The organism is Roseovarius azorensis (assembly GCF_900109455.1).
Classification (GTDB): Bacteria; Pseudomonadota; Alphaproteobacteria; order Rhodobacterales; family Rhodobacteraceae; genus Roseovarius; species Roseovarius azorensis.
On the sequence record NZ_FOAG01000001.1, the window covers coordinates 429,227 to 452,793 of the forward strand.

A 23,567-nucleotide genomic window follows, 5' to 3' on the forward strand; every position below is an offset into this window, starting at 1 on the left:
GGGGGCGTTGCGCCCCCGTCGCGCTATTCCGATCCCGTCGCTGCCGTGGTCTGGCCCGGCGTCCACGCCGCCAGCACCCTGGAATTGTCGTCGCTGTCGTATTCGTAGAGTTCCTGTTCGCGCACGCCGGGGATATTGCCGAAATCCTCGGCGGTCTTGCGCGGCGACCAGGATCTGCGCACCTGGCCGGGGAACAGCTCTGCCAGGATGCGCGAGGTGGCGACCGAGCAGGCGGCGTTGGGCACCGGGCCGTTGGCCTTGACCAATTGAATGGCCCGCTCCGCCAGTTCCGGCGAGACGTCAAGCTCTTGAATCTTTACATGAAATGTCTTGCGGGCGTGATAACGGGTATAGACATCCGCCACTTGCGGGGTGATGCCGAACAGCACATCGTTGCGCTCTGGGATCGTCTCGTGCTTGAAGGATCCGGCCGGGTCAAAGATCACCCGCTGCGAGCCGTTGATCATCAGCGAGGTATGCGCGCCCGCGCCGGTCTTGTTGTTGATCATGGTGAACACGGTCAAACGCGGCGGCCCGTCATGGCGATAGGCGGCGCGCGCCACCGCCTCATCCGGGGCCCAGACCGATTCGGCGGCGCAGGCCCCCAGCAGCATCACGGCCGCAATGCCAAGAACCCAGGCGCGCATCACGAACTCCACATATCCGGCGTTTAAAAGGGGCGGCCTCAGCTGTTGACCAGGGCCATGAAGATCAGCACGCCGATGATCACGATCACCGACCAGGTGACGGCCCTGACAAAGCCCTCAAAGGTCCTTTCCTGAACCTCGGTATTCATTTCCCCATGCTTGTGGTCGGCCATATGTGAGAGTCCTTCGTTAACTGATATAATTCAGCGGCTGGATACCGTATTTGCCCCGGCCTGTCACGCCCCAAGCGGTTTCGGGGCTAGTCTTTGTTCAGGTCTTCGGCCAGCCGAAAGCCGATGCGGTTGGGGTCTGCCGCATCTGGCTGTTTCGGCAGGGCGCGGAGCATGACGCCGAGTTGGCTGACATGCTGCACCAGTTGCGTGCGCATGCCCATCTGGTCCTGTCCGTAAAAGGTGATGATGTCCGGCTCGAAATAGCCCATCCCCTCGATCCGGATCACGCCGATATCGCTGCCGGCGAAGCCCATGGCGACCTCGTGTTCCTCGTCCAGCGTCTTCTCGAAATTCTGGATGTAGAGAATCAGGCGTTCATAGGCCCATTGTGCGGGGCTTTTCTGGCTTACCGGTTGTCGCGGCAGGGTGTTGGCGGCAGTTTCGATACAGGGCTGATCGGGGTTGGTATGCACCTCGTGCGCGCGGGGCATGGCGTGGTCTTCCGCGATCTCTGCCGATGTTTCGATCCTGTCAGCCATGGCGCATCCCTCGCGTTACCGATCCTTGATCTGCCAGAGCCACGCCCCGTCCTCTCGCCGCCAGCGTCGCACCTCGCCAGCGTGGAGCAAATGGTTGAGATGCGCAACGGATTCCACCAGCGCCAGCCCGTAGGTGCCCTGGTCGATCCGGCGCTTGAAGAGATGCGGGAAGCAGTCGGCGGCGGTGTGCGGCTCTTGCAGAAACGCGCGCAGACGGTCGAGCGCGCCGTGGTGGTTGTCGCGCAGTTGCTGCATCCTGAGCGGCAGGCCGGTAAAGGGCAGCTTGTGGCCGGGCAGCACAAGGTGATCGTCGCGCGCATGCCGCGCCAGCCGGTCGCAGGCGGCGAGCCAGTCGGAGAGCGGGTCGGCCTCGGGTTCGGTCGGGTAGACGCCGATATTGGGGCTGATCGAGGGCAGGATCTGATCGCCTGCGATCACCAGGTTGTCGTCGCGGCTCCAGAGGGTGAGGTGGTCGGGGGCGTGTCCGCCGCCCAACCGCACATCCCAGTCCCGCCCGCCGGCGCGGATCACGTCGCCCTCCTGCACGCGGGTATAGCCGACGGGGATGGGATGGCAGATGTCCGCGAAATTGTAGGGGCGTTCCGCTTTGCGGATCTCGTAAATCGCGGGGTCCATGCCGCCGGCGCGGGAAAAGGCGAGGGCCTGCGGGGTGGGGGCGTCCTCGACATCCAGAATCAGCATCCGCGCCATCAGCCAACTGGTGCGGGTGGCCCAGAGGGCGGCGTTGAAGCGTTCCATCAGCCAGCCCGCCATGCCGATATGATCGGGATGGTGGTGGGTCAGGATCACGCGCGAGACGGGACGGCCCTGAAGGGGGCCTGCGAGGATCTCCTCCCACAGCGCGACGCTGCGCCGGGAGTGGATTCCGGTGTCGATGATGGTCCAGCTGTCGCCCTCGTCGAGCGCGTAGACATTGACGTGATCGAGCACCATGGGCAACGGCAGGCGCAGCCAGAGGAGGCCGGGGGCGATCACGGTCGCGGTCCCGGTTGCGGGGGGATCCTGCCATGGGGTGCGTATGATCGCGGCACCGTCCATCAGGCGGCAAAGTCCTCGGGCGTCAGCGCATAGAGGTCATCGGCCCCCTGGGTGGCATGCGCCAGCAGGCCCGCATGTTCGGGCAGCAGGCGCGTGATGTAGAACCGCGCCAGGCGGCTACGCGGGCCATCGCCACCCTCGGCCAGCGCGGCCTTGAGGTGGAAATGCCCGCCCAGCACACGGGCCACGCCGCGCAGAAAGGGGGCCGCACCCGCGAAACGCTGGGTCGTATCCTGTTGCGCCACCATCCATTCCACCGCCTCGCGCAGCGTCTCGGAGGCCTGCCAGACGGGTTCGGCCAGATCGGGCAGGGTGCCGCGCGCGGTCTCGGCCTGTGCCTCGATCTCGTCGAGCATGGCATGCGCGGCCTCGCCGCCGTCCATCAGCTTGCGCGATGCGAGGTCCATCGCCTGAATGCCGTTGGTGCCCTCGTAGATCGCCGTGACGCGCACGTCGCGCAGGTATTGCGCGGCGCCGGTTTCCTCGATGAAGCCCATGCCGCCATGCACCTGAATCCCCATGTCCGAAACGGCGATGCCGGTGTCGGTGCCAAACGCCTTGGCGATGGGTGTCAGGAATGCGGCGCGTGCGGCCCAGTGCGCCTCGCCGGTGGCGGTCTGCATGTCGATGGCCTGCGCGCAGGCGAGGGCGATGGCGCGGGCGGCAAAGGTGTCGGCGCGCATCGTGGCCAGCATCCGGCGCACGTCGGCATGGTCGATGATCGCGCCCGTGCCGCCCCTGACCGGGGTGCGACCCTGTTTGCGGTCCGTTGCATAGGCAAGCGCATGCTGGAACGCCGCCTCGGCCACGCCGATGCCCTGACCGCCGACGCCGAGACGGGCGTTGTTCATCATGGTGAACATGGCGCGCATGCCGTCATGCGGTTTGCCCACCAGCCAGCCGGTCGCGCCGTCATACTGCATCACCGCCGTCGGACTGCCGTGCAGGCCCATCTTGTGTTCGAGGCTGACGACGTGCAGGCCGTTGGGTCTGCCCGGATCGCCGTTATCGTCGGGAATATACTTGGGCACGAGAAACAGGCTGATCCCCTTGGTACCCGGCACGCCGTCGGGCAGGCGGGCCAGCACGAGGTGGCAGACATTCTCGGTGAAATCGTTGTCGCCCCAGGAGATGTAGATTTTCTGCCCGGTGATCGCATAGGTGCCGTCGCCATTCGGCTCGGCTCTGGTGCGCAGTGCGCCCACGTCCGATCCCGCCTGCGGCTCTGTCAGGTTCATCGTGCCGGACCACGCGCCGCTGACCAGCCTGGGCAGGTAGATCGCCTTGAGCGCGTCGCTGGCGTGATGCTCAATCGCCTCGATCTGGCCCTGAGTCATCAGCGGGTTGAGTTGCAGCGCGAGACAAGCCGAGGACATCATCTCGTTCACTGCCGTGGTCAGGGTCATCGGCAGACCCATGCCGCCATGATCGGGATGCGCGCTGATTGAGACCCAGCCGCCGTCGGCAATGGCGCGGTAGCCCTCGGCATAGCCCGGCGAGGTGCGCACGACGCCGTTTTCCAGCCGTGCGGGCGTCATGTCGCCCGGGCGCTGCAGGGGATAGAGCACCTCTTCGCACATGCGGCCCGCCTCGGAGAGGATCGCGGCGGTCATGTCCGGCGTGGCCTCGGCAAAGCGGTCGGTGGCGGTGACCTGCCCAAGGCCCACGATATGATCGAACAGGAACCGATACTCATCAACCGGTGCGCGATACGGCATTGAAATCTCCTGATGCTGCCGGGGCGTCTTGGCACTGTGGGCTGGCCCCTGTATGAAATCTGTTCTGAACCCGAGCGTAATCAATCGCGGCCCGCCTTCAACAGCAACGCCGCGTCAGAAAGGCCAGTGCATTTGCAAACGCACTCTCTTTCCCCCGATCCGGCAGGATTTGCAAGGGCCGCAGCGATCTGGCGGGCGGGCGGGCTGGTGGCCTTTCCGACCGAGACGGTCTATGGGCTGGGCGCGGATGCGCGCAACGATCTGGCGGTTGCGCGGATTTTCGAGGCCAAGGGGCGGCCGCGATTCAATCCGCTAATCGTGCATGTGGCGAGCGCCGAGGCGGCGCGGGCCTGTGTCGAATGGTCCCATGACGCAGAGATTCTGGCGAGCGCCTTCTGGCCTGGGCCGCTGACCCTGGTTCTGCCGCTCAGGGCCGGGGCCGGGCTGTCGCCGCTGGTAACTGCGGAGCTGCCGACGCTGGCGATTCGCGTGCCCGCGCATCCGGTGGCGCAGGGATTGCTGGCCGCGTTCGGCGGGCCGGTGGCCGCGCCCTCGGCCAACCCTTCGGGCCGGATCAGCCCGACCACGGCGGCGCATGTGCTGGCGGGGCTGGAGGGGCGGATCGACGCGGTGGTCGATGGTGGGGCCTGTCCGGTCGGGGTGGAATCGACCATTGTGGGGCTGGCGGATCAGCCCGTGTTGCTGCGCCCCGGCGGATTGCCGGCCGAAGCGCTGGAGGCGGCGTTGCGTGCGCCGCTGGCGCGGCATGGGGCGGAGGATCCGCTGAGCGCGCCGGGACAGATGCAATCGCATTACGCGCCGGGCGCGCGCGTGCGGCTGAACGCCACCGGGCGGCGTGAGGGCGAGGTCATGCTGGGCTTTGGCGCGGTGGGTGGTGATCTGAACCTGTCGGCGGCGGGCGATCTGACCGAGGCGGCGGCCAATCTCTTTGGGTATCTGCATGCGCTGGATGCGAAAGGGGCGGCGGGCATTGCCGTTGCGCCTATTCCGGAGGTAGGGCTGGGGCGTGCGATCAACGACCGGCTACGCCGGGCGGCGGCCGAGAAAGAGTAGGGGGCGCTGCCCCCGTGGCTTGTCGAGGTCAGGCACCCATGCGCGGAACAAGGCGCGGAACGCGCCGCCGCGCAGCGCCCGTCCGCCCCACCGGGCGGGCGCTTTTTCAACGTCTCAGTCTCTTGATGGCGCGGAAGTATCTGGCAGATATAAACTGCCATCCAAATCTGTTGCAGCGCCCACCCGGCGGACGGGCGCTGCGCGGCTCTCCAGTCTTTGATAAACCACTGCTTCGGTCTGGAAGACCCTGTTATCCGAAAACTGCCAGCCCGCCATAGAGCGTCAGCGCACCCAGCACGATGGCGAGGATCACGTTGCGCAGGAAATATCCCGCAGCCAGCGTGACCAGGGCAGCGATCATGCGCGGCGCGTCGAGCGCGCCGCCGGTGGCGGCGGGCCAGACCACAAGGGGTGCCACCAGTCCCGGCAGCACCGCCACCGCCGTGTAGCGCAGGTGCCGCAGCAGCCAGGGCGGCAGGGGCCGGTCGCCGACCAGCCCGGTAAAGACGAAGCGCAGGCCAAAGCTGCCGAGACCCAGAAGGATGATGACGATCCAGAGGCTTGTCTTGTCGATCATGACAGCCGCGCCTCGTTGCGGCGGGCCAGTATCACCTCGGTCTGCGCGCCGGTCATCATTCCCGCCAGCCCGGCCACCAGAAGCCCCAGGTTGTAGGGCAGGAAGGCAAAGATCAGCGCCAGCGTGACCGACACGAAGGCCGCCGCCAGATGCGCCGGCGTGCGCAGCATCGGCGCGATCATCGCCAGAAAGGTGATCGGCAGCGCGAAATCCAGCGCCAGTCCCTCGGGGATCGAGGCGCCCACCAGCGCGCCCACCAGCGTGAAGAGATACCATAGCGGACAGACCGGCGTGACCACGCCGAAGAAATAGGCCAGCCGCTGCGGGACCGACCAGCCGGGATTCTGTTCGAATTTCACGATGGCGCAGGCATAGCTCTGATCGACGGTGAAATAGGCCGCGAGCGCCCGCTGGCCAAGGCTGGCGCCGCCGATATAGGGCGTCAGCGAGGCGGAATACATCGCCATGCGCAGGTTGACCGCGAGCGCCGAGATGAGCGCGATCACCGTGGGCGCGCCGTCGGTCAGCAGTTGCAGGGCGGTGAACTGTGCCGCACCGGCGATAACAAGGACGGAAAAGCTGAGCGTTTCCAGAACGTTCAACCCCGCCTCTGTCGCCACCACGCCGAAGAGCAGGGAAAAGGGCACGATCACGAGGATGAAGGGCGCACCGTCCCGGACGCCTTGCCAATAGGTTGAATTGGTGGTTGGTCTTGGCACTGCTTGCCCCTAAGTTGCCCCTGTGCTGTGACACCGCCTATCCAATGCGAGGAGGAGATGCAATTGGCCACGCGCGACGCCTCTACAGACTACCTGATCGCGCCCGACCCCGCCGCGCCACGGCTGACGCGCGCGGTGGAGGGGGTGGATCACGAGGGCAACCGCACCCGCATCTCGGTGGTCGAGGAGCGACCGCTGACGATTTTCCTCAATGCGCAGGAGATCGTGACGGCGATGACCATCGGCGATTATCCCGAATATCTGGCGCTGGGATTCCTGCGCAATCAGGGGATGCTGGGGCCCGAAGAGGTGGTTCTGGGCGTCGATTACGACGAAGAGCTGGAGACGGTGGTGGTGCGCACCGACGGGCAGACGAGTTATGAGGAAAAGCTGAAGAAGAAGACGCGCACCTCGGGCTGCGCCGTGGGCACGGTATTCGGAGACATGATGGAGGGGCTGGAGGGTGTCACGCTGCCGCAGGTTGAGGTCAGGACATCGGATCTCTATGCGCTTGCCAGTCTCATCAACCGCACCCCGTCGCTCTATCTCGAGGCCGGGGCGATTCACGGCACGGTGCTGTGTCAGGGCGACCGCCCGCTGGTCTATATGGAGGATGTGGGCCGCCACAACGCGGTGGACAAGATCGCCGGCTGGATGCTGAGCGAAGGCGTCAGCGCCGGTGACAAGCTGCTTTATACCACCGGGCGGCTGACCTCGGAGATGGTGATCAAGACCGCGATGATGGGGATCCCGGTGCTGGCCTCGCGCTCGGGCTTTACCGCCTGGGGGGTCGAGATCGCGCGGCAGGTTGGTTTGACGCTGATCGGGCGGATGCGCGGCAAGCGGTTCGTCTGCCTGAGCGGTGAGGAACGGGTGCTGCGCGATGCGGACCCCGAGGCGGTGGGCGATGAGGACGCCAGGCATCGCCGCAAGAGTGCGCGCGAATGATGCCGCCGCTGGGGGTGATTCTCGCGGGCGGACAGGCCACGCGGATGGGGGGCGGCGACAAGGGGCTGCTGCCACTTGGGGACCGGAGTATCCTGCGGCATGTGATCGACCGGCTGGCGCCGCAGGTCGGCGCGCTGGCGCTCAATGCCAATGGCGATCCGGCGCGGTTTGCCGCGCTGGGCCTGCCGGTGCTGGCCGATCCGATCGAGGGCTATGCCGGGCCGCTGGTCGGCGTGCTGGCCGGGCTGGACTGGGCGGCAGAGAAGGGCGCCGAGACCATCGTGACTGTCGCCGCCGATACGCCGTTCTTTCCCTGCGATCTGGTGCCGCGCCTGATGCTGGCGGCCGAGGGGATGGCGCATCCGCTGGTTCTGGCGGCCACGCCACGCGGGGAGGAGGAGACGAAATCCATGAGCCGGGGCGGGTTGATCCGGCATCCGACCTTTGGCCTCTGGCCGGTGGCGCTGCGCGACGATCTGCGGGGGGCGCTTGTGAGCGGGCTGCGCAAGGTGGTCATCTGGACCGACAGGCACGGCGGGCGCGAGGCGGTGTTCGACGATGCGCATGATCCGTTTTTCAACGTGAACACGCCCGAGGATCTGGCAGAGGCACGCAAGAGGGCAGGGGTATGAGGGTTTACGGCGTTACCGGCTGGAAGAACGCGGGCAAGACCGGGTTGATGGAGCGGCTGGTGACCGAGATCGTCGGGCGGGGTCATACCGTTTCGACCGTGAAACATGCGCATCATTCGTTCGATGTGGATCATCCCGGTCGCGACAGTTACCGCCACCGGGCCGCGGGCGCGACCGAGGTGCTGTTGTCCTCGCGCAACCGCTTTGCGCTGATGCACGAGATGCGCGACGAGGCGGAATGGCCGCTCGCGGCGCTGCTGGAGAAACTCGCGCCGGTCGATCTTGTGCTGATCGAGGGCTACAAGCGTGACCGGCATCCCAAGATCGAGGCGTTCCGGGCCGGGACCGGCAACGCGCTGATCGCGCCGGAGGATGCGACGATCCGGGCGGTGGCGAGCGACGTGCCGCTCGATCTGGACCGGCCGGTGTTCGATCTGAACGATACCCGCGCGATTGCGGATTTCATTCTGGGCGAGGTAGGTCTGTGACGGGATTCGACACTGTCTTGGTGGTTGATTGGTCGGCGGCGAGCAAGCGCGCTCCCAAAACGCCGTCCAAGGACGCCATCTGGATGGGGCTCGTCAGCGAGGACAAGCCGCAGGAGCCGATCTATTGCCGCAGCCGGATTGAGGCGGAGGAACGCATAGCCGCGATATTCAGGGAGGAGATGCAGGCTGGACGGCGATTGCTGGCTGCCTTCGATTTTCCCTTTGGCTATCCGCGCGGCTTTGCGCGGCGGATCATCGGATCTGATAATCCCTTGCTGTTGTGGGACTGGCTTGCCGAGCGGATCGAGGATTCTGAGAGTGGCGCAAACAATCGCTTCGATGTGGCGCAGGACATGAACGCGGCCTTTGACGGCCCTGGCCCGCTCTGGGGCAAGACGCATAGGGATCGCTGGCCGGGAATCCCCTATCGCAAGGATGGTATCCATTACACCGAGGTGCCGGAGAAGCGGACATGCGATCGCGTCGGGGGGACGTCGAGCAGTTGCTTCCAGCTATGCTACAATCCCACCGTTGGCAGTCAGGTGCTGATGGGACTGCCGATGCTGTCGCGCCTGCGGCGGATCGAGGGGGTTGCTGTGTGGCCGTTCGAGGACTGGCGGGATGCGCGCGTTGTGCTGGCTGAAATCTGGCCGGGCACCATTGAGAGTCAAGTTAAGCAGGCGGTGGCGCAGCGCGGGGTCGAGGTGATCCGGGACCGCGAACAAGTGCGTCTTCTCTCATGCGCACTCTCGCGGTTGTCTGCCGCGCGTCTTGACCGCATGATGACGGATCTGCCACCTGAGGCTCTAGAAGAGGCGTGGGTTCTGGGAGCTGGACATGAAGAGGAACTGATGGCCGCCTGCGACGATCCGCTGAAACCGCCCCCCCTGCGCGACGACTGTTTCGCCTTGCCTGCGGGCGTGGACTGGACGCCGGTGGATGCGGCGCTGGACCTCTTGCGGGAACGGTTGCGCAGTGTCGTGGGGCAGGAGCGGGTGCCGCTGGCGCAGGCGGCGGGCCGGGTGCTGGCCGCGCCGGTCACGGCGCGGCGCGCCAACCCGCCCGAGGCCAATACGGCGGTGGATGGCTATGGTTTTGCCCATGCCGGCCTTGGCGCGGGCGATCAGGTTCTGCCGCTGGTCGAGGGGCGCGCGGCGGCGGGGGTGCCGTTTGCGGGGCTGGTGCCCAAGGGGCATGCCCTGCGCGTGCTGACCGGGGCGGCGCTGCCCGAGGGGGTGGATACGGTCATCCTGCAGGAGGATGTGACGCCAGGCGAGGGGCGCATCGCGTTTCGTGGCGGGTTGAAGAAGGGGGCCAACACCCGGCGCGCCGGCGAGGATGTGGCGGCGGGGGCCGTCGTGCTGGAGCGGGGCCGCGTGCTGACGCCTGCCGATCTGGCGCTCTGTGCCGCCGTGGGGCTGGCGGATCTGCCGGTGCAGGCGCGGCTGCGGGTGGCGGTGATCTCGACCGGGGATGAACTGGTGGAGCCGGGCGCGGCGGCGCGGGCGGGGCAGATATACGATGCGAACCGCCCCATGCTGGCGGCGCTGGTGCGGCAGATGGGGCATGATCCGCTCGATCTGGGGCGGGTGGCGGATGACCGGGCCGCCCTGCGCGCCGCGCTGGACCGGGGTGCGGCGGAGGCGGATGCGATCCTGACCTCGGGCGGCGCTTCCTCGGGCGATGAGGATCATGTCTCGGCGCTCTTGAACGAGGCGGGGGCGATGGCAGAGTGGCGCATCGCGATCAAGCCGGGGCGGCCGCTGGCGCTGGGGATGTGGCGCGGCGTGCCGGTCTTTGGCCTGCCGGGCAACCCGGTGGCGGCGCTGGTCTGCACGCTGATCTTTGCACGCCCGGCGATGGCGGTGCTGTCCGGCGCGAACTGGTCCGAGCCGCAGGGATTCGACGTGCCCGCGGGATTTGCGAAAAGCAAGAAGCCGGGGCGGCGCGAATATCTGCGCGCCCGGATGCGGGACGGCTGTGCCGAGGTGTTCAAATCCGAAGGCTCGGGCCGCATCAGCGGGCTGAGCTGGGCCGAAGGGCTGGTCGAACTGTCTGAAGATGCGGCGGAAATCCGGCCTGGCGATCCGGTGCGCTATATCCCCTTTGGCAGTTTCCTGGGCGGCTGACCGGCCAATCTGCCCGCGCGGCGCGCTGTCGTTCAAATTAGCGCCAATACCGGAACGGACGAATGAAACAGAAACACCCCGAAACGGTGCTTCGGGGTGTTGGATGGGGGATGCCGGAACAGGTCAGAGCAGAAGCACCTGCGTGCCGACCGCAACCTTGGCAAACAGCTCTTCGATGTGCTGGTTGTAGAGGCCGATGCAGCCCGATGACGACTGACGCCCGATCTTGCGGGTGTCATGGGTGCCATGCACCAGGTAGGCGGGCCAGCTGAGATAGAGTGCATGGGTGCCAAGCGGATTGCCCGGCCCCGGCGGCATATAGGCGGGCAGCGAGGGATCGCGTTCGCGCATGGACTGGGTTGGCGTCCAGTCGGGGCCGACCTTCTTGCGCACCACCTCGGTATAGCCGCGGCGGGTCAGTTCCTCGCTCATCGGGACCGATGAGGGATAGAGCGCATAGCTTTCGTCCGGTCCCCAGTAATGCAGCGCGCGGCTGTCGATATCGGCCACCATGCAGCCCTTGCCCAGGCTGTCGAAATGATCCCGCCAGTGGCGCGTGACAAAGGCCGAGGCGTTGCGGCGCACGGCTTCGCCGGGGCGTTCCTCGGCGCGGGCGATGGCGGGTATTGTGAGAGCGGCAAGTCCGGTGACAAGCGCGTGGCGTCGGGTCAGTAGGCTGGGTTTCACTGTGCTCGGTCCTCTCGTCAGGATTGTATTATGGTGCATATAGCAAAAAACTGGGCTCGGTGTGAGGGGGGCGCGTCAAATTGCGCAGGGGCCTCACGGAATTGTCATCGCGGCGGATTCAGAGATCGGCATGATATTCCTCGATCAGGTGGCGGACGACCGATTGCAGCGCCTCGGCCTCGGTCTGGCCTGTGTCGCGGGCGGCGGCAAAGGCGGCACGCTGGCGTTCGGCGCTGGTGCCGTGGCGCAGGATGTCGCGGATGTTCTCCACTTCGGCGAGGGAGTCAAGAACCGCCGCATCCTCTGCGACCAGTTCGATGATCTCTTCGGCCAGATCGGCCATCGGAACGATCTCGCCCCGGCCAAAGTCGATCAGCCCCTCGGTGGTGCCGTAACGCTGCGCGCGCCAGCGGTTCTCGGAGACCAGAAAGCTGTCATAGATACGCCAGCGCTGGTTCCTGACCGCCAGCCGCCAGAGCATGCGGGTCAGCGTCTGGGTCAGCGCCGCGAGCGTCAGCGCGTGCTCGAGCCGGGGCTGCACATCGCAGATGCGCGATTCCAGCGTGGGAAATTTCGATGAGGGGCGCAGGTCCCACCAGATTTTCGAGGCATCCTCGATTACCCCCAGATCGACCAGGGCCGCGACAGAGCGTTCGAATTCGCCAAAGCTTTCCATCCGGGGCGGCGGGCCGGTGCGTGGCAGGTTGTCGAACACCGTAAGGCGATAGCAGGCAAGGCCGGTATCCTGTCCCTGCCAGAACGGCGAGGAACAGCTGAGCGCCAGCATATGCGGCAGGAAGTAGCCAAGCTGGTTCATCAGGTCGACCCGCCGGTCCGGCAGGCCGATGCCGACATGCACATGCATCCCGCAGATCAGCATCCGCCGCACGACGCCCGCCAGATCGTGCTGGAGGTGATTGTATCGCTCCTTGTCGGTATGGGTCTGGCTGCGCCAGTCGGAAAACGGGTGGCAGGAGGCGGCGATGGGGGCGAGGTTATGCGCCTTTGCGTGTCTGGCCACGGTGCTGCGCAGGCGTCTGAGGTCGTCGCGCGCCTCGGCCACGGTGCGGCAGACACAGGTGCCGATCTCGATCTGGCAGTTGAGGAATTCGGGGCTGACCTGATCCTGCAAATCCTGCTGGCAGGCGGTCATCAGCGCCTCGGGGGCGTTGGCCAGCGCCAGGCTGTCGAGATCGACGAGCAGATATTCCTCTTCGATGCCGATGGTGAATTCGGGTGGTGGTTCCATTCCTCACGTCCCTTGCGCAGCCCTGCCGCTCAGGAAACACCATGCGGCGACATCGGACAAGGCTTTGACGGTCTGTCAGAATGACGAAAGGGCGGCTTTTGGGCCACCCTTTCGCTTGTCAGAGGATCAGATGCGCTCAGGCTGCGCGTTTCCGGCGGCGCAGGAGAGCGAGGCCACCGATACCGGCAAGCATCAGCCAGCCGGCTGCGGGCAGCGGGATGGGTGTGACGCTGCCGTACTGATATTCGCGGGTGTTGCTGAAACCGCTTCTCGGTGCTTCCTTGGTGAAGGTAAACACGTTGTTCTCAAAGAGGTTCCTGATGACCGCCCAGCTATCCTCAAGCCCGCCGCCGATCTTGAAGGCGATGTATTTGGCCGAGGAGGTGAACGTGGCCGTATCCACGCCGCCACGATCGGTTTCGGTTTCACTGGTAAAGTTTTCGCCGGTCAGTGTGTTCAAGGTGGTCAGCGTGTCGGCGCCGGTCGGGAAGGTGATGAGAGAACCCTTTTCCGTGCTCCACGTCGTGGGCACCCCATCGAACAAGGCACCTTCGCAGCCCAGGGAACATTCCACGGTAAAGCGCAGGGTCGTGTCCGGATCGACGGAGTTGAAGAAATTGAGGGTGGCGGCCTTTGCGCCGGTAGTCCCGGCAGTGGCCAATACGGCTAGAACAAGAAGGTTACGCATTTTCATAATAATCTACCGTTTTAATGGTTCGGCTGTCGCCGGGCCGCAACAAGGTAATCCTGCAAAGGAATCACCGCACATTGGCCATAGTAATGACACATTCTGGCAAATTCCGGTAATGTTTTCGCTTGCCGATATTCATTTTGCAGCCCATGATTGTGCAAGTTTTGTTGAGAAATGCGTTGATGCCATTCCGGCGCAACAAAGACCGAAATCAGGTGGCATTGTTTCCGAAGGCATCTAAAATCATGAAATCCCTGTCGATAAGGTCAACGGGATTCGGGGCTGTTGTCCGGTCGCTGGCTTGATTCGGCGGAAATGCCAGGGGCGTCCTCTGGGCGAGGCCGCCCCTTTCGCGTGCGCGGTTCAGTCCATCGCCTTGAAGTTGAATTCGCCGCCTTCCTTGATGCCCGACGGCCAGCGGGCGGTGACGGTCTTTGTGCGGGTGTAGAATTTGAACGCATCGGGCCCGTGCTGGTTAAGGTCGCCAAAGCCGGATTTCTTCCAGCCGCCAAAGGTGTGATAGGCCAGCGGCACGGGGATGGGCACGTTGATGCCGACCATGCCGATGTTGATGCGGGCGGCGAAATCGCGCGCCGCGTCGCCGTCGCGGGTAAAGATCGCGGTGCCGTTGCCGTATTCGTGGTCCATCGCCAGTTTCAGCGCCTCTTTGTAGCTGCCTGCGCGCACGGTCGAGAGCACGGGGCCAAAGATTTCCTGACGGTAGATGTCCATATCCGGCGTCACGCGGTCAAAGAGGTGAGGGCCGACAAAGAAACCATCCTCGTAGCCCTGCAATTTGAAGTCGCGGCCATCGACGACCAGATCCGCGCCCTGCGCGATGCCGGATTCGATCAGGCCGAGGATGCGCTTTTTCGCCTCGCCGGTCACGACGGGGCCGTAATCCACGTCATTGCCTGCGGTATAGGGGCCGACCTTGAGCTTTTCGATGCGCGGGACGAGTTTGTCGATCAGGCGATCGGCGGTCTCGTCGCCCACCGGCACGGCCACCGAGATCGCCATGCAGCGTTCGCCCGCCGCGCCGTAGCCTGCGCCGATGAGGGCGTCGGCGGCCTGATCCATGTCGGCGTCGGGCATGACGATCATGTGGTTCTTGGCGCCGCCAAAGCACTGCACGCGCTTGCCATTGGAGCAGCCGCGGCCATAGATATATTGCGCGATCGGGGTCGAGCCGACAAAGCCGATGGACTGGATCACGTCGTGGTCGAGGATGGCATCCACCGCCACCTTGTCGCCGTTGACGACCTGCAGCAGGCCCTTGGGCAGCCCCGCCTCTTCCATCAGTTCGGCCAGCATGAGGGGCACCGAGGGGTCGCGTTCTGACGGTTTGAGGATGAAGGCGTTGCCGCAGGCCAAGGCGGGGGCGAACATCCACATCGGGATCATGGCCGGAAAGTTGAAGGGGGTGATGCCCGCCGTCACGCCAAGCGGCTGGCGCATGGAATACATGTCGATGCCCGGACCGGCGCTGTCGGTGAACTCGCCCTTGAGCATCTGCGGCGCGCCGATGCAGTATTCCACCACCTCCAGCCCGCGCTGCACATCGCCTTTGGCGTCGGGCAGGGTCTTGCCGTGTTCGCGGCTCAGCGCCTCGGCGAGTTTGTCCATGTCGCGGTTGAGCAGGCGGACGAATTCCATCATCACCCGCGCGCGGCGCTGCGGGTTGGTGGCGCCCCAGGCGGGCTGTGCGGCGGCAGCGGCACGCACCGCCTGATCCAGCTCTTCCGCGCTGGCCAGCGGGCATCTGGCCTGCACTTCGCCGGTGGCGGGGTTGAAGACGTCCAAGAAACGGCCGGACGTGCCTTTGACATGTTGGCCGTTGATGTAATGGGTCAGCTCTTGCATCTGAGATCCTCCTATGGGTTGGCGACAGGGTAGTCTTGCAAAACTCAGGCGAAAAGAGGCAATGTTCCAAAAGGAATTTGCATTTTTGCAAAGGGGGCCGCGATGCAGCCACATTGGGACGACATCCGCATTTTCCTGGCCGTGGCGCGGTCCGAGAGCCTGTCGGGCGCGGGGCGTGTCCTGCGGATTGATCCGGCCACCGTGGGCCGCCGCATCGCGCGGCTGGAGGAAGAGACCGGCGCGCCGCTGTTCGCCAAATCGCCCACCGGCTATGCGCTGAGCGAGGCCGGGCAAAGGCTGATGGGGCATGCGATGCGCGCCGAGCAGGCGATGGAGGATGCCGCCGACGAAATGGCGGGGCAGGCGGGCGGCATTGCTGGGCAGATCCGCATCGGCGCGCCGGATGGCTGCGCGAATTTCCTGCTGCCGCAGGTCTGCGCGGCAATCGGCGTGGACAACCCGGATCTGGAGATTCAGATCGTGGCGCTGCCGCGCGTGTTCAACCTGACCCGGCGCGAGGCGGATATGGTGATCGCCGTCAGCCCGCCCACCGCCGGGCGGCTGACGGTGCAGAAGATCACCGATTACCGGCTGCATCTGGCGGCGTCGGCAGGGTATCTGCGCCACCATGCGCCGATAGAGAGTCTTGCCGATCTGCGCGGGCATCGGATGGTGGGCTATATTCAGGACATGATCTTTGACAAGGAACTGGATTACCTGAGCGAGGCGGGGGTAGAGCGGGTCAGTCTCGCGTCTAATTCCGTCTCGGTGCAGCTCAACTGGGTACGGCAGGGCGGCGGCATCGGTGTGCTGCACGATTTCTCGCTGCCCTGGGCGCGGGGGGTGCAAAGGGTGCTGGCGGATGTGTTTTCGCTGACCCGCAGCTTTTACCTGGTGCGCCATGCCGATGACCGGCGGCTGGAACGGCAGAACCGCTTTGCGACCGCGTTGAACGAGGGGTTGCGGCAGGAAGTGGCGCGGCTGGAGGCGCAGGCTTGACACAAAATTTATTATGGATCACGGTCATTTGAGGGGCTTTTTATTTCGGAGGATCGGGCCATGCTGGTGCAGCAGATTCTGAAATCGAAGGGCGACAGCGGTGTGATCACCGTCACGCCTCAAACGCTCGTCTCGGAGGCCGCGCAGATCCTTGCCGAACGCCGGATCGGTGGCGTCGTGGTGTCAAAGGACGGTGAAACGGCGGACGGCATTTTCTCCGAACGGGACATCGTGCGCAGTCTGGCGGTGCGCGGGATCAGTTGCATGACCGAGCGGGTGAGCGAACTGATGACCCGCAATCCGGTCTGCTGCACCCGGCAGGATACCTCGGATGCGGTGCTGGCGCGGATGACCGAGGGCCGGTTCCGCCATATGCCGGTGGTCGAAGATGGCAAGCTGGTGGGGATTGTCACCATCGGCGATGTGGTCAAGGCGCGTCTGGAAGAATTGTCGATGGAGAAGAGCGCCCTCGAAGGGATGATCATGGGCTACTAGGTCTTGCATTCCGGCGCGCACTATTGTTGCGTGGCGGGCAATTGCAATAGCGGAGCGGCCCGATGCGCATAGCCCTCTATCCCGGCACGTTCGATCCTATCACGCTGGGCCATATCGACATCATCCGGCGCGCGGCGGTGCTGGTTGACCGGCTGGTGATCGGGGTTGCGATCAACCGCGACAAGGGGCCGTTGTTCAACCTTGACGAACGTGTGGCGATGATCGAGGCAGAGGCCGCCAAGCTGAGCGCGCAGACCGGCACCGAGATGGTGGTGCATCCGTTTGAAAACCTGCTGATCAATTGCGCTCATGATGTGGGCGCGCAGCTGATCGTGCGCGGTCTTCGGGCGGTGGCGGATTTCGAATATGAATTCCAGATGGTCGGTATGAACCGCGCGCTCGACAATTCGGTCGAGACGGTGTTTCTGATGGCCGACGCCAGTCATCAGGCGATCGCCTCGAAACTGGTCAAGGAGATCGCCCGCCTCGGCGGCGATGTGACGAAATTCGTTACCCCGTCGGTGAAACAGGCGCTGCTCGCAAAATTCCGCTGACGCGGCGCGTTCAGACGGTTTCTGCGGCGCGGGTCGGGCGGCTGTCGGTCCCACCCGAGGCGCTGCGCGCGGTCAGCGTCCTGCCGATTTCCACGGCGACATCGGCCATGCGGTTGGAAAAGCCCCATTCGTTGTCATACCAGGCCAGCACGCGGCAAAGCGTGCCGTCCATCACCCGGGTCTGATCGGTGGCAAAGATCGAGCTGTGCGGGTTGTGGTTGAAATCCGACGAGACCAGTTCGCGGCCGGTGATATCGAGCACGCCCTTGAGCGGACCGGCGGCGCCCCCGGCGATGGCGTCGTTTATTTCGTCAACGGTGGTGGGGCGGGCGGCCTCGAATGTCAGGTCGACGACGCTGACATTCGGGGTGGGCACGCGGATCGCTGTCCCGTCAAGCCGCCCGTTGAGATCGGGCAGCACCAGCCCCACGGCGCGCGCAGCGCCGGTCGTGGTGGGGATGATGTTGAGGCCCGCGGCGCGGGCGCGGTAGAGATCCTTGTGCATCGTGTCGAGCGTGGGCTGATCGCCGGTATAGCTGTGAACCGTGGTCATGAAGCCGCGGGTGATGCCGATGGTCTCATGCAGTACCTTGGCTACGGGGGCGAGGCAGTTGGTGGTGCAGGAGGCGTTCGAGACGATCACGTCCTGCGGTGTCAGATCGGCATGATTGACGCCATAGACCACGGTGCGGTCCGCGCCCTTGGACGGGGCCGAGACCAGCACGCGCTTCGCACCGTTCTCCAGATGGCGTGCCGCCGCGTCGCGGTCGGTGAAGATGCCGGTACATTCCAGAACGATGTCGATGTCGCTCCAGGGCAGGGCCTCGGGTTCGCGGACGGCGGTCACGCGGATCGGCCCGCGACCGGCGTCAATCGTGTCCGCCGTGGTGGTGATACGATTCGGAAAACGCCCGTGGATGCTGTCGAATTCGAGCAGGTGGGCATTGGTCTCGACGGGGCCGAGATCGTTGATTGCTATGATTTCAAGATCGCGGCGCCCCGATTCGATGACGGCGCGCAACACGTTGCGGCCGATACGGCCAAATCCGTTTATGGCGATTTTGAGGGTCATGGGAGTCTCCACATGATTTGTTAGCGCTAACATCCTTAGCGAAAATAAACGAATTTCGTAAATAGTCAATGCGCGGGGTTTGACGATTTGGTGAATGGCGGCGCGGATCAGCGCCAGAATGCAAGGTATTCGATCAGATCGACCAGTTTACGCCCGGCAAAGACCAGTCCCGCGCTCTCGTTCATGGTAATGTCGGCCCCGATGAGCACAAACAAGGTTGCCCCCAAGATGATTGCGATCCGATTGCTCATGGTCTGTTGCATCCGAAACCAAAGTCCCGCCGGGTATGCCCGACGGGACCATGCTGTGCAAGAGACTGCGTGTTCCTAAAGTCGGCCCATGGTGACGGCGACATCTGCCATGCGGCAGGAAAATCCCCATTCGTTGTCATACCAGGCCAGCACCCGCACCAGGCGCTTGCCGATGACCTTGGTCAGATCGGGCGCGAAGATCGAGCTTTCTTCGGTGTGGTTGAAGTCGATGCTGACCTTGGGTTCGGGATCATAGCCGAGGATGCCCTTCATCGGGCCTGCGGCGGCGGCGGCGACGACCTCGTTGACATCCGCCTTGGTCACGTCCTTTTGCGCCACAAAGGTCAGATCGACCGCCGAGACGTTGGGCGTGGGCACGCGGATCGCCGATCCGTCAAGACGGCCCGCCAGTTCCGGCAGCACCTCGCCCAGCGCCTTGGCTGCACCGGTCGAGGTGGGGATCATCGACATCGCCGCAGCGCGGGCGCGGTAGAGATCGTCATGGCGGCGGTCCAGCGTTGGCTGATCGCCGGTGTAGGCGTGGATCGTGGTCATGATGCCGCTCTCGATGCCGATACCGTCGTTGAGCACCTTGGCAAGCGGCGCAAGGCAGTTGGTGGTGCAGGATCCGTTCGAGATCATCCGTTCGTCGGCGCGCAGCGTTTCGTGGTTGACGCCGTAGACAATCGTTCTGTCAACATTCCTGGCCGGGGCAGAGATCAGCACCTTGCGCGCGCCGCGTTCCAGGTGGGTGCGCGATTTGTGCCCGTCATTGAAATTGCCGGTGCATTCGAGCACCACATCGACGCCGTCCCAGTCCAGTTCGTTCATGTCGTAGGTCGAGAACATCTCGATCGGGCCGCGCCCCAGGTCCATCGTCTTGCCCTCGACCACGATGGGATGGCCAAAGCGGCCATGCACGCTGTCGTAGCGCATCAGATGCGCCGCGGTCTCGATCGGGCCGGTGGCGTTGACCTTGACCACATTGATATCATTGCGCAGACTCTCGGAAATATGGGCGAGGGTGGCGCGACCGATGCGGCCAAAACCATTGATGCCGACGGAGATGGTCATGGGGTGCTCCTGCTACGTGAATTGCTGCCGATATAGCCGGGAGGGTCGGTTGCGGAAAGGTAAAAATGTGGTTTTTGAGTGATTTTTCATAATGTTAGCGATAACCGTTATCGCAAACCTCCGGGCTGTGAATGGCGGGTTGACATGGTTGCGCTAACGTCTTCCCTATGCCCGCGATGCGGCGATTCCATGAGGTGACAGATGAGCGGCTTGATGGCGCTGCTGGACGATGTGGCCAGCCTGGCGAAAGTGGCGGCGGCCTCGATTGACGATGTGGCTGGGCAGGCGGTCAAGGCGGGATCCAAGGCGGCGGGGGCGGTGATCGACGATGCGGCGGTCTCGCCCAAATATGTGCGGGGGTTTTCCCCGGCACGCGAATTGCCGATCGTCTGGCGGATCGCGCGGGGGTCTCTGATCAACAAGCTGTTGTTTCTGTTGCCTGCGGGGCTGTTGCTGTCGTCCTTTGCGCCATGGTTGATACCGCCGCTGCTGATTCTTGGCGGTGCCTATCTGTGCTATGAGGGCGCCGAGAAGGTGGCGCATGCGCTGGGCGCGGGCAAGGGGCGTGGCGGGCCTGACGGCAGCCATGCCGAGGGCGATGCCGCCCATCTGGAGGAAACCAAGGTCGCCGGGGCGATCAAGACGGATTTCATTCTCTCGGCCGAGATCATGACGATTGCGCTGTCGGAGATTCCGCAGAGCAATATCTGGATGGAGGCGGCGACGCTGGCGGTGGTGGCGATCGGGATAACCGTGCTGGTCTACGGTGCCGTCGCGCTGATCGTGAAGGCCGATGACATCGGGCTATACATGGCGCAGTCGGGGCGTCTGGTCGTCACGCGCGCCGTTGGTCGCGGGATCGTTCAAGCCATGCCGGGGATGATGACGGGGCTCATGGTGGTGGGCACGGCGGCGATGATCTGGGTCGGCGGATCGATCATCCTGCATGCGCTGGATCAGATGGGCTGGCCGGTTCTGTATGATTGGGTGCATCACGTTGCCGAAGGCGCGGCGGGAGGTATGGGCGACTGGGCGGCGGCGGTGAACTGGGCGGTGACGGCGGCGCTGGACGGGATGATGGGATTTGCCCTTGGCCTGCTGCTCATTCCGCTGGGGGTGAAGGTCGTCAAGCCGCTCTGGCTGCGGCTGCAGGCGGGCGCATGACATGATACCCCTGTGCCGGGCGCGGGGGCTAAGACTGTTGACAAAGCCCCTGCTTTCCCGGTGAGCGGCAGGTGCATCCGACGTTTGCCGTCTGAGTCCTGTCTGTTCCCTCCGGGATCCGGGAACTTTCGGCATATCCTGCCCCGGCCTTTTGGCCCTGACTTTTGTCACTTGTCTGCCATGACATGTCATATAAGACATGTCATCCGGGAGAGGTCATAACCCCCGCCACTTTCGGCAGGGGGTGGCGCGTCAGACGTCCGCCGCTTGAATCCTGCCCGTTCGACCTCAGGCTTCGGAGCACTCGGTGAATCCCGCCCGGACCTTTTGGCTCTGGCCCCTGTCATCGGGGAGGGGTCATGTTTCCCCCTGTCCCCGGCAGAGGGCGCGTCAGAAACCGCCTTTTGAATCCCGTCCGCCTCCCGGCGCCGGAAATGTCCGGCAACCCCGGCCCGGATGTTTCAACCCCGGTCTCCAACATATCCCGGCCATGACATGTCATCGGAGCGTGGTCATAGCCCCCGCCACCTTGGGCAGGGGGATGATGCGCCAGAAATCCGTCGCCTGTCTCCTGCCCGTTCGTCCCCGGATGCCCGAACATTCGGTGCCCCCGCCTGTCCGCCACCTGCCAGAAGCGTCGGGCGCGGGCGGGGGGATCTGTTGCAGGGACGGGCCGTCTCAGAGCAGGGATTTCACCTTTTCCGCCACCGCCTCGGCGGTGATGCCGAACTCCTTGTAGAGCACGTCCGCCGGGGCAGAGGCACCGAAATCGTGCATCCCGACAAAGCCGCCCTTTTCACGTTTGCCGCGCTCGCCGTAGAGCCAGCGATCCCAGCCAAAGCGGGTCGCCGCCTCGACCGCGACGCGCACCGGGCCCGCGGGCAGGACGCGCTTGCGGTAGCTCTCGTCCTGTTCCTCGAACAGCTCCCAGCAGGGCATGGAAACGACGCGCGTGCCGATGCCCTCGGCCTGCAGGAGATCGCGCGCGGCCATGGCGATGGCGACCTCAGATCCGGTGGCCAGCAGGATCGCCTGACGCTTGCCTGTCGCATCGGCCAGCACATAGGCACCCTGCGCGGTCAGGTTCCTGGCCTTGTGTTCTCGGCGCAGCGTCGGCAGGCCCTGACGGGTCAGCGACAGGACCGAGGGCGTCTGTTTCGATTGTAGCGCCAGTTCCCATGCCTCTGCCGTCTCGATCGTGTCGCAGGGGCGGAACACCCAGGTGTTGGGCGTGGCGCGGCTGATCGCCAGATGCTCTATGGGCTGGTGGGTCGGTCCGTCCTCGCCCAGACCGATGCTGTCATGGGTCATCACGAACACGGTGGGGATCTTCATCAGCGCCGCCAGACGCATGGCGGGCCGTGCGTAATCGGTGAAGCACATGAAGGTGCCGCCATAGGGCCGGATGCCGCCATGCAGCACCATGCCGTTCATTGCCGCCGCCATGCCATGTTCGCGGATGCCGTAATGAATGTAACGGCCCTTGCGGTTGTCCACGTCGAACACCGTCATATCGCCCGAGCGTGTGTTGTTCGAGCCGGTGAGATCGGCAGAGCCGCCCACCGTTTCGGGCATGATCGGGTTGACGATTTCCAGCACCATTTCCGAGGATTGCCGGGTTGCGACCTTGGGAGCCTCGGCGCTGATCTGCTTTTTAAGGGCGCGAATGCGGGCGGTGAGTCTGGCTGGCACATCGCGGCTGAAGATGCGGGCGATCTCGGCCTGGCGGGCGGACGATGCCCCGCTCAGCCGGGCTGTCCAGGCCGCGTGATCGGCGGCGCCGCGCCTGCCGATGGCCTCCCATGCCGATTTCACGTCTGCCGGGATCTCGAAGGGGCCGTGCGGCCAGCCATAGGCCTCCTTGGCCGCGATGAGCTGATCGGGATTGGTCAGCGCGCCGTGCCCCTTGGAGGTGTCCTGCGCCGCGTGCCCGAGCGCGATATGCGTCTTGCAGGCGATCATCGTCGGCTGCCGGGTGGTTTTCGCCCCGCTCAGCGCTGCATCAATCGCCGCCGGATCGTGACCGTCGATTTCCAGCACATGCCAGCCCGAGGCGCGGAAGCGCGCCACCTGATCGGTGCGATCCGCCAGATCGACCCTGCCGTCGATGGTGATGTTGTTGTTGTCCCACAGCACGATCAGGCGCGAAAGCTGGTGCCGCCCGGCGAGGCCGATCGCCTCCTGGCTGACGCCCTCCATCAGGCAGCCGTCGCCGGCGATCACATAGGTGTGGTGATCCATCAGACCGGCGCCAAAGCGGGCGCGAAGCATTTCCTCTGCCATGGCAAAGCCGACGGCGTTGGCGATGCCCTGACCCAGCGGGCCGGTGGTGGTCTCGATCCCCTTGGCGTGGCCGTATTCCGGGTGCCCGGCGGTTTTCGCGCCCCACTGGCGGAAATTGCGGATCTCGCCCAGGGTCATGTCCTGATACCCGGTGAGGTAGAGCAGCGAATAGAGCAGCATCGAGCCATGTCCCGCCGAGAGGATGAAGCGGTCGCGGTCCGGCCAGTCGGGATTGGCGGCATCGAATTTCAGGTGTTTCCCGAACAGGACCGTCGCGACATCGGCCATGCCCATCGGCATGCCGGAATGGCCGGAGTTGGCGGCGGCGACAGCATCGAGGGTCAGCGCACGGATGGCGGTGGCCTTGGACCAGTGATCGGGACTGGCAGAGCGCAGGGCGGCGATATCCACGGGGTCAGCATCCTTTGGAAATGGCAACAGATGCGCGCTGCATAACAGCCCGGTCCAGAAGATCAAGCGTG

General features: G+C 64.8%; 24 protein-coding genes. 9 read left to right on the forward strand and 15 right to left on the reverse strand.

Features of this window, described 5'->3' with window-relative positions; genetic code table 11:
* Positions 1 to 23: 23 nt before the first annotated feature.
* From BSG08_RS02165 to BSG08_RS02185, 5 genes are all read right to left on the reverse strand, one after another.
* A complete protein-coding gene (locus BSG08_RS02165; protein ID WP_093031276.1) occupies positions 24 to 647 on the reverse strand; it encodes a hypothetical protein in 624 nt (207 codons plus the stop codon).
* Positions 648 to 685: 38 nt separating this feature from the next.
* Positions 686 to 820 (reverse strand): aa3-type cytochrome c oxidase subunit IV, encoded by a 135-nt coding sequence (locus BSG08_RS02170; RefSeq protein WP_093031278.1) that lies wholly within the window; start codon positions 818 to 820, stop codon positions 686 to 688.
* Between the two features lie 86 nt (positions 821 to 906).
* Complete coding sequence (locus BSG08_RS02175) at positions 907 to 1,359, reverse strand: hypothetical protein (protein WP_093031281.1); 453 nt, start codon at positions 1,357 to 1,359, stop codon at positions 907 to 909.
* Between the two features lie 15 nt (positions 1,360 to 1,374).
* Entirely contained in the window at positions 1,375 to 2,418 is a 1,044-nt protein-coding gene (locus BSG08_RS02180) for an MBL fold metallo-hydrolase (protein WP_093031283.1), read from the reverse strand.
* Positions 2,418 to 4,136, reverse strand: coding sequence for an acyl-CoA dehydrogenase (locus BSG08_RS02185; RefSeq protein ID WP_093031286.1), 1,719 nt, complete (start codon positions 4,134 to 4,136; stop codon positions 2,418 to 2,420). The genes BSG08_RS02180 and BSG08_RS02185 overlap by 1 nt, the downstream gene beginning before the upstream one ends.
* Positions 4,137 to 4,262: 126 nt before the next feature.
* On the opposite strand from BSG08_RS02185, the gene BSG08_RS02190 reads away from it, so the two are divergent.
* On the forward strand, positions 4,263 to 5,210 hold the full coding sequence (locus BSG08_RS02190) for an L-threonylcarbamoyladenylate synthase (protein ID WP_425439255.1): 948 nt from the start codon (positions 4,263 to 4,265) through the stop codon (positions 5,208 to 5,210).
* Between the two features lie 250 nt (positions 5,211 to 5,460).
* On the opposite strand, the gene BSG08_RS02195 is transcribed toward BSG08_RS02190, so the two are convergent.
* Both BSG08_RS02195 and BSG08_RS02200 read right to left on the reverse strand, forming a co-directional pair.
* Positions 5,461 to 5,787 (reverse strand): AzlD domain-containing protein, encoded by a 327-nt coding sequence (locus BSG08_RS02195; RefSeq protein WP_093031292.1) that lies wholly within the window; start codon positions 5,785 to 5,787, stop codon positions 5,461 to 5,463.
* Positions 5,784 to 6,506, reverse strand: coding sequence for an AzlC family ABC transporter permease (locus BSG08_RS02200; RefSeq protein WP_093031295.1), 723 nt, complete (start codon positions 6,504 to 6,506; stop codon positions 5,784 to 5,786). Before BSG08_RS02200 ends, BSG08_RS02195 begins: the two co-directional genes overlap by 4 nt.
* A gap of 57 nt (positions 6,507 to 6,563) precedes the next feature.
* Here BSG08_RS02200 and BSG08_RS02205 point away from each other — a divergent pair, with 57 nt between their 5' ends.
* Genes BSG08_RS02205 through BSG08_RS02220 form a run of 4 tightly spaced genes read left to right on the forward strand, consistent with a single transcriptional unit; the run spans position 6,564 to position 10,703 of the window.
* The gene (locus BSG08_RS02205; protein ID WP_175544665.1) at positions 6,564 to 7,454 is read left to right on the forward strand and encodes a formate dehydrogenase accessory sulfurtransferase FdhD; all 891 of its coding nucleotides are present in this window, start codon (positions 6,564 to 6,566) and stop codon (positions 7,452 to 7,454) included.
* Complete coding sequence (gene mobA, locus BSG08_RS02210) at positions 7,451 to 8,086, forward strand: molybdenum cofactor guanylyltransferase MobA (RefSeq protein WP_093031298.1); 636 nt, start codon at positions 7,451 to 7,453, stop codon at positions 8,084 to 8,086. The genes BSG08_RS02205 and mobA overlap by 4 nt, the downstream gene beginning before the upstream one ends.
* A complete protein-coding gene (gene mobB, locus BSG08_RS02215; RefSeq protein WP_093031301.1) occupies positions 8,083 to 8,574 on the forward strand; it encodes a molybdopterin-guanine dinucleotide biosynthesis protein B in 492 nt (163 codons plus the stop codon). The genes mobA and mobB overlap by 4 nt, the downstream gene beginning before the upstream one ends.
* Positions 8,571 to 10,703: a molybdopterin-binding protein gene (locus tag BSG08_RS02220; RefSeq protein WP_093031304.1), complete on the forward strand. Its 2,133-nt coding sequence runs from the start codon at positions 8,571 to 8,573 to the stop codon at positions 10,701 to 10,703. The genes mobB and BSG08_RS02220 overlap by 4 nt, the downstream gene beginning before the upstream one ends.
* Positions 10,704 to 10,826: 123 nt before the next feature.
* On the opposite strand, the gene BSG08_RS02225 is transcribed toward BSG08_RS02220, so the two are convergent.
* From BSG08_RS02225 to BSG08_RS02240, 4 genes are all read right to left on the reverse strand, one after another.
* Complete coding sequence (locus tag BSG08_RS02225; protein WP_425439256.1) at positions 10,827 to 11,390, reverse strand: L,D-transpeptidase; 564 nt, start codon at positions 11,388 to 11,390, stop codon at positions 10,827 to 10,829.
* 118 nt (positions 11,391 to 11,508) lie between these two features.
* Positions 11,509 to 12,639, reverse strand: a complete 1,131-nt coding sequence (locus tag BSG08_RS02230) for a carboxylate-amine ligase (RefSeq protein WP_093031310.1) — start codon at positions 12,637 to 12,639, stop codon at positions 11,509 to 11,511.
* A gap of 136 nt (positions 12,640 to 12,775) precedes the next feature.
* Positions 12,776 to 13,333, reverse strand: a complete 558-nt coding sequence (locus BSG08_RS02235) for a VPLPA-CTERM sorting domain-containing protein (RefSeq protein ID WP_093031312.1) — start codon at positions 13,331 to 13,333, stop codon at positions 12,776 to 12,778.
* A 360-nt stretch (positions 13,334 to 13,693) separates the two neighbouring features.
* Positions 13,694 to 15,193 carry a CoA-acylating methylmalonate-semialdehyde dehydrogenase gene (locus BSG08_RS02240; protein ID WP_093031315.1) on the reverse strand — a complete coding sequence of 500 codons (1,500 nt, stop codon included), beginning with the start codon at positions 15,191 to 15,193 and terminating at the stop codon, positions 13,694 to 13,696.
* Between the two features lie 102 nt (positions 15,194 to 15,295).
* Between BSG08_RS02240 and BSG08_RS02245 the strand changes: the two genes are divergently transcribed.
* The 3 genes from BSG08_RS02245 (at position 15,296) to coaD (ending at position 17,241) form a co-directional block, all read left to right on the forward strand.
* Entirely contained in the window at positions 15,296 to 16,192 is an 897-nt protein-coding gene (locus BSG08_RS02245) for a LysR family transcriptional regulator (RefSeq protein WP_093031318.1), read from the forward strand.
* Positions 16,193 to 16,252: 60 nt separating this feature from the next.
* On the forward strand, positions 16,253 to 16,687 hold the full coding sequence (locus BSG08_RS02250) for a CBS domain-containing protein (RefSeq protein WP_093031321.1): 435 nt from the start codon (positions 16,253 to 16,255) through the stop codon (positions 16,685 to 16,687).
* 62 nt (positions 16,688 to 16,749) lie between these two features.
* Entirely contained in the window at positions 16,750 to 17,241 is a 492-nt protein-coding gene (coaD, locus tag BSG08_RS02255; RefSeq protein ID WP_093031323.1) for a pantetheine-phosphate adenylyltransferase, read from the forward strand.
* 10 nt (positions 17,242 to 17,251) lie between these two features.
* On the opposite strand, the gene gap (BSG08_RS02260) is transcribed toward coaD, so the two are convergent.
* The 3 genes from gap (BSG08_RS02260) to gap (BSG08_RS02270) form a co-directional block, all read right to left on the reverse strand.
* Positions 17,252 to 18,313: a type I glyceraldehyde-3-phosphate dehydrogenase gene (gene gap / locus BSG08_RS02260; RefSeq protein WP_093031326.1), complete on the reverse strand. Its 1,062-nt coding sequence runs from the start codon at positions 18,311 to 18,313 to the stop codon at positions 17,252 to 17,254.
* 107 nt (positions 18,314 to 18,420) lie between these two features.
* A complete protein-coding gene (locus BSG08_RS19400) occupies positions 18,421 to 18,564 on the reverse strand; it encodes a hypothetical protein (RefSeq protein ID WP_093031329.1) in 144 nt (47 codons plus the stop codon).
* Positions 18,565 to 18,639: 75 nt separating this feature from the next.
* The gene (gap, locus tag BSG08_RS02270) at positions 18,640 to 19,638 is read right to left on the reverse strand and encodes a type I glyceraldehyde-3-phosphate dehydrogenase (RefSeq protein WP_093031331.1); all 999 of its coding nucleotides are present in this window, start codon (positions 19,636 to 19,638) and stop codon (positions 18,640 to 18,642) included.
* A gap of 201 nt (positions 19,639 to 19,839) precedes the next feature.
* On the opposite strand from gap (BSG08_RS02270), the gene BSG08_RS02275 reads away from it, so the two are divergent.
* A complete protein-coding gene (locus BSG08_RS02275) occupies positions 19,840 to 20,802 on the forward strand; it encodes a DUF808 domain-containing protein (RefSeq protein ID WP_093031333.1) in 963 nt (320 codons plus the stop codon).
* A 678-nt stretch (positions 20,803 to 21,480) separates the two neighbouring features.
* On the opposite strand, the gene tkt is transcribed toward BSG08_RS02275, so the two are convergent.
* A complete protein-coding gene (gene tkt / locus BSG08_RS02280; protein WP_093031977.1) occupies positions 21,481 to 23,496 on the reverse strand; it encodes a transketolase in 2,016 nt (671 codons plus the stop codon).
* Between the last annotated feature and the right edge of the window lie 71 nt (positions 23,497 to 23,567).

Coding starts and splice junctions, on each gene's coding strand:
- BSG08_RS02165 (WP_093031276.1), bottom strand. CDS start 647: ATGCGCGCCTGGGTTCTTGGCATTGCGGCCGTGATGCTGCTGGGGGCC.
- BSG08_RS02170 (WP_093031278.1), bottom strand. CDS start 820: ATGGCCGACCACAAGCATGGGGAAATGAATACCGAGGTTCAGGAAAGG.
- BSG08_RS02175 (WP_093031281.1), bottom strand. CDS start 1,359: ATGGCTGACAGGATCGAAACATCGGCAGAGATCGCGGAAGACCACGCC.
- BSG08_RS02180 (WP_093031283.1), bottom strand. CDS start 2,418: ATGGACGGTGCCGCGATCATACGCACCCCATGGCAGGATCCCCCCGCA.
- BSG08_RS02185 (WP_093031286.1), bottom strand. CDS start 4,136: ATGCCGTATCGCGCACCGGTTGATGAGTATCGGTTCCTGTTCGATCAT.
- BSG08_RS02195 (WP_093031292.1), bottom strand. CDS start 5,787: ATGATCGACAAGACAAGCCTCTGGATCGTCATCATCCTTCTGGGTCTC.
- BSG08_RS02205 (WP_175544665.1), top strand. CDS start 6,564: ATGCAATTGGCCACGCGCGACGCCTCTACAGACTACCTGATCGCGCCC.
- mobA (WP_093031298.1), top strand. CDS start 7,451: ATGATGCCGCCGCTGGGGGTGATTCTCGCGGGCGGACAGGCCACGCGG.
- mobB (WP_093031301.1), top strand. CDS start 8,083: ATGAGGGTTTACGGCGTTACCGGCTGGAAGAACGCGGGCAAGACCGGG.
- BSG08_RS02230 (WP_093031310.1), bottom strand. CDS start 12,639: ATGGAACCACCACCCGAATTCACCATCGGCATCGAAGAGGAATATCTG.
- BSG08_RS02235 (WP_093031312.1), bottom strand. CDS start 13,333: ATGAAAATGCGTAACCTTCTTGTTCTAGCCGTATTGGCCACTGCCGGG.
- BSG08_RS02240 (WP_093031315.1), bottom strand. CDS start 15,193: ATGCAAGAGCTGACCCATTACATCAACGGCCAACATGTCAAAGGCACG.
- BSG08_RS02245 (WP_093031318.1), top strand. CDS start 15,296: ATGCAGCCACATTGGGACGACATCCGCATTTTCCTGGCCGTGGCGCGG.
- BSG08_RS02250 (WP_093031321.1), top strand. CDS start 16,253: ATGCTGGTGCAGCAGATTCTGAAATCGAAGGGCGACAGCGGTGTGATC.
- coaD (WP_093031323.1), top strand. CDS start 16,750: ATGCGCATAGCCCTCTATCCCGGCACGTTCGATCCTATCACGCTGGGC.
- gap (WP_093031326.1), bottom strand. CDS start 18,313: ATGACCCTCAAAATCGCCATAAACGGATTTGGCCGTATCGGCCGCAAC.
- BSG08_RS19400 (WP_093031329.1), bottom strand. CDS start 18,564: ATGAGCAATCGGATCGCAATCATCTTGGGGGCAACCTTGTTTGTGCTC.
- gap (WP_093031331.1), bottom strand. CDS start 19,638: ATGACCATCTCCGTCGGCATCAATGGTTTTGGCCGCATCGGTCGCGCC.
- BSG08_RS02275 (WP_093031333.1), top strand. CDS start 19,840: ATGAGCGGCTTGATGGCGCTGCTGGACGATGTGGCCAGCCTGGCGAAA.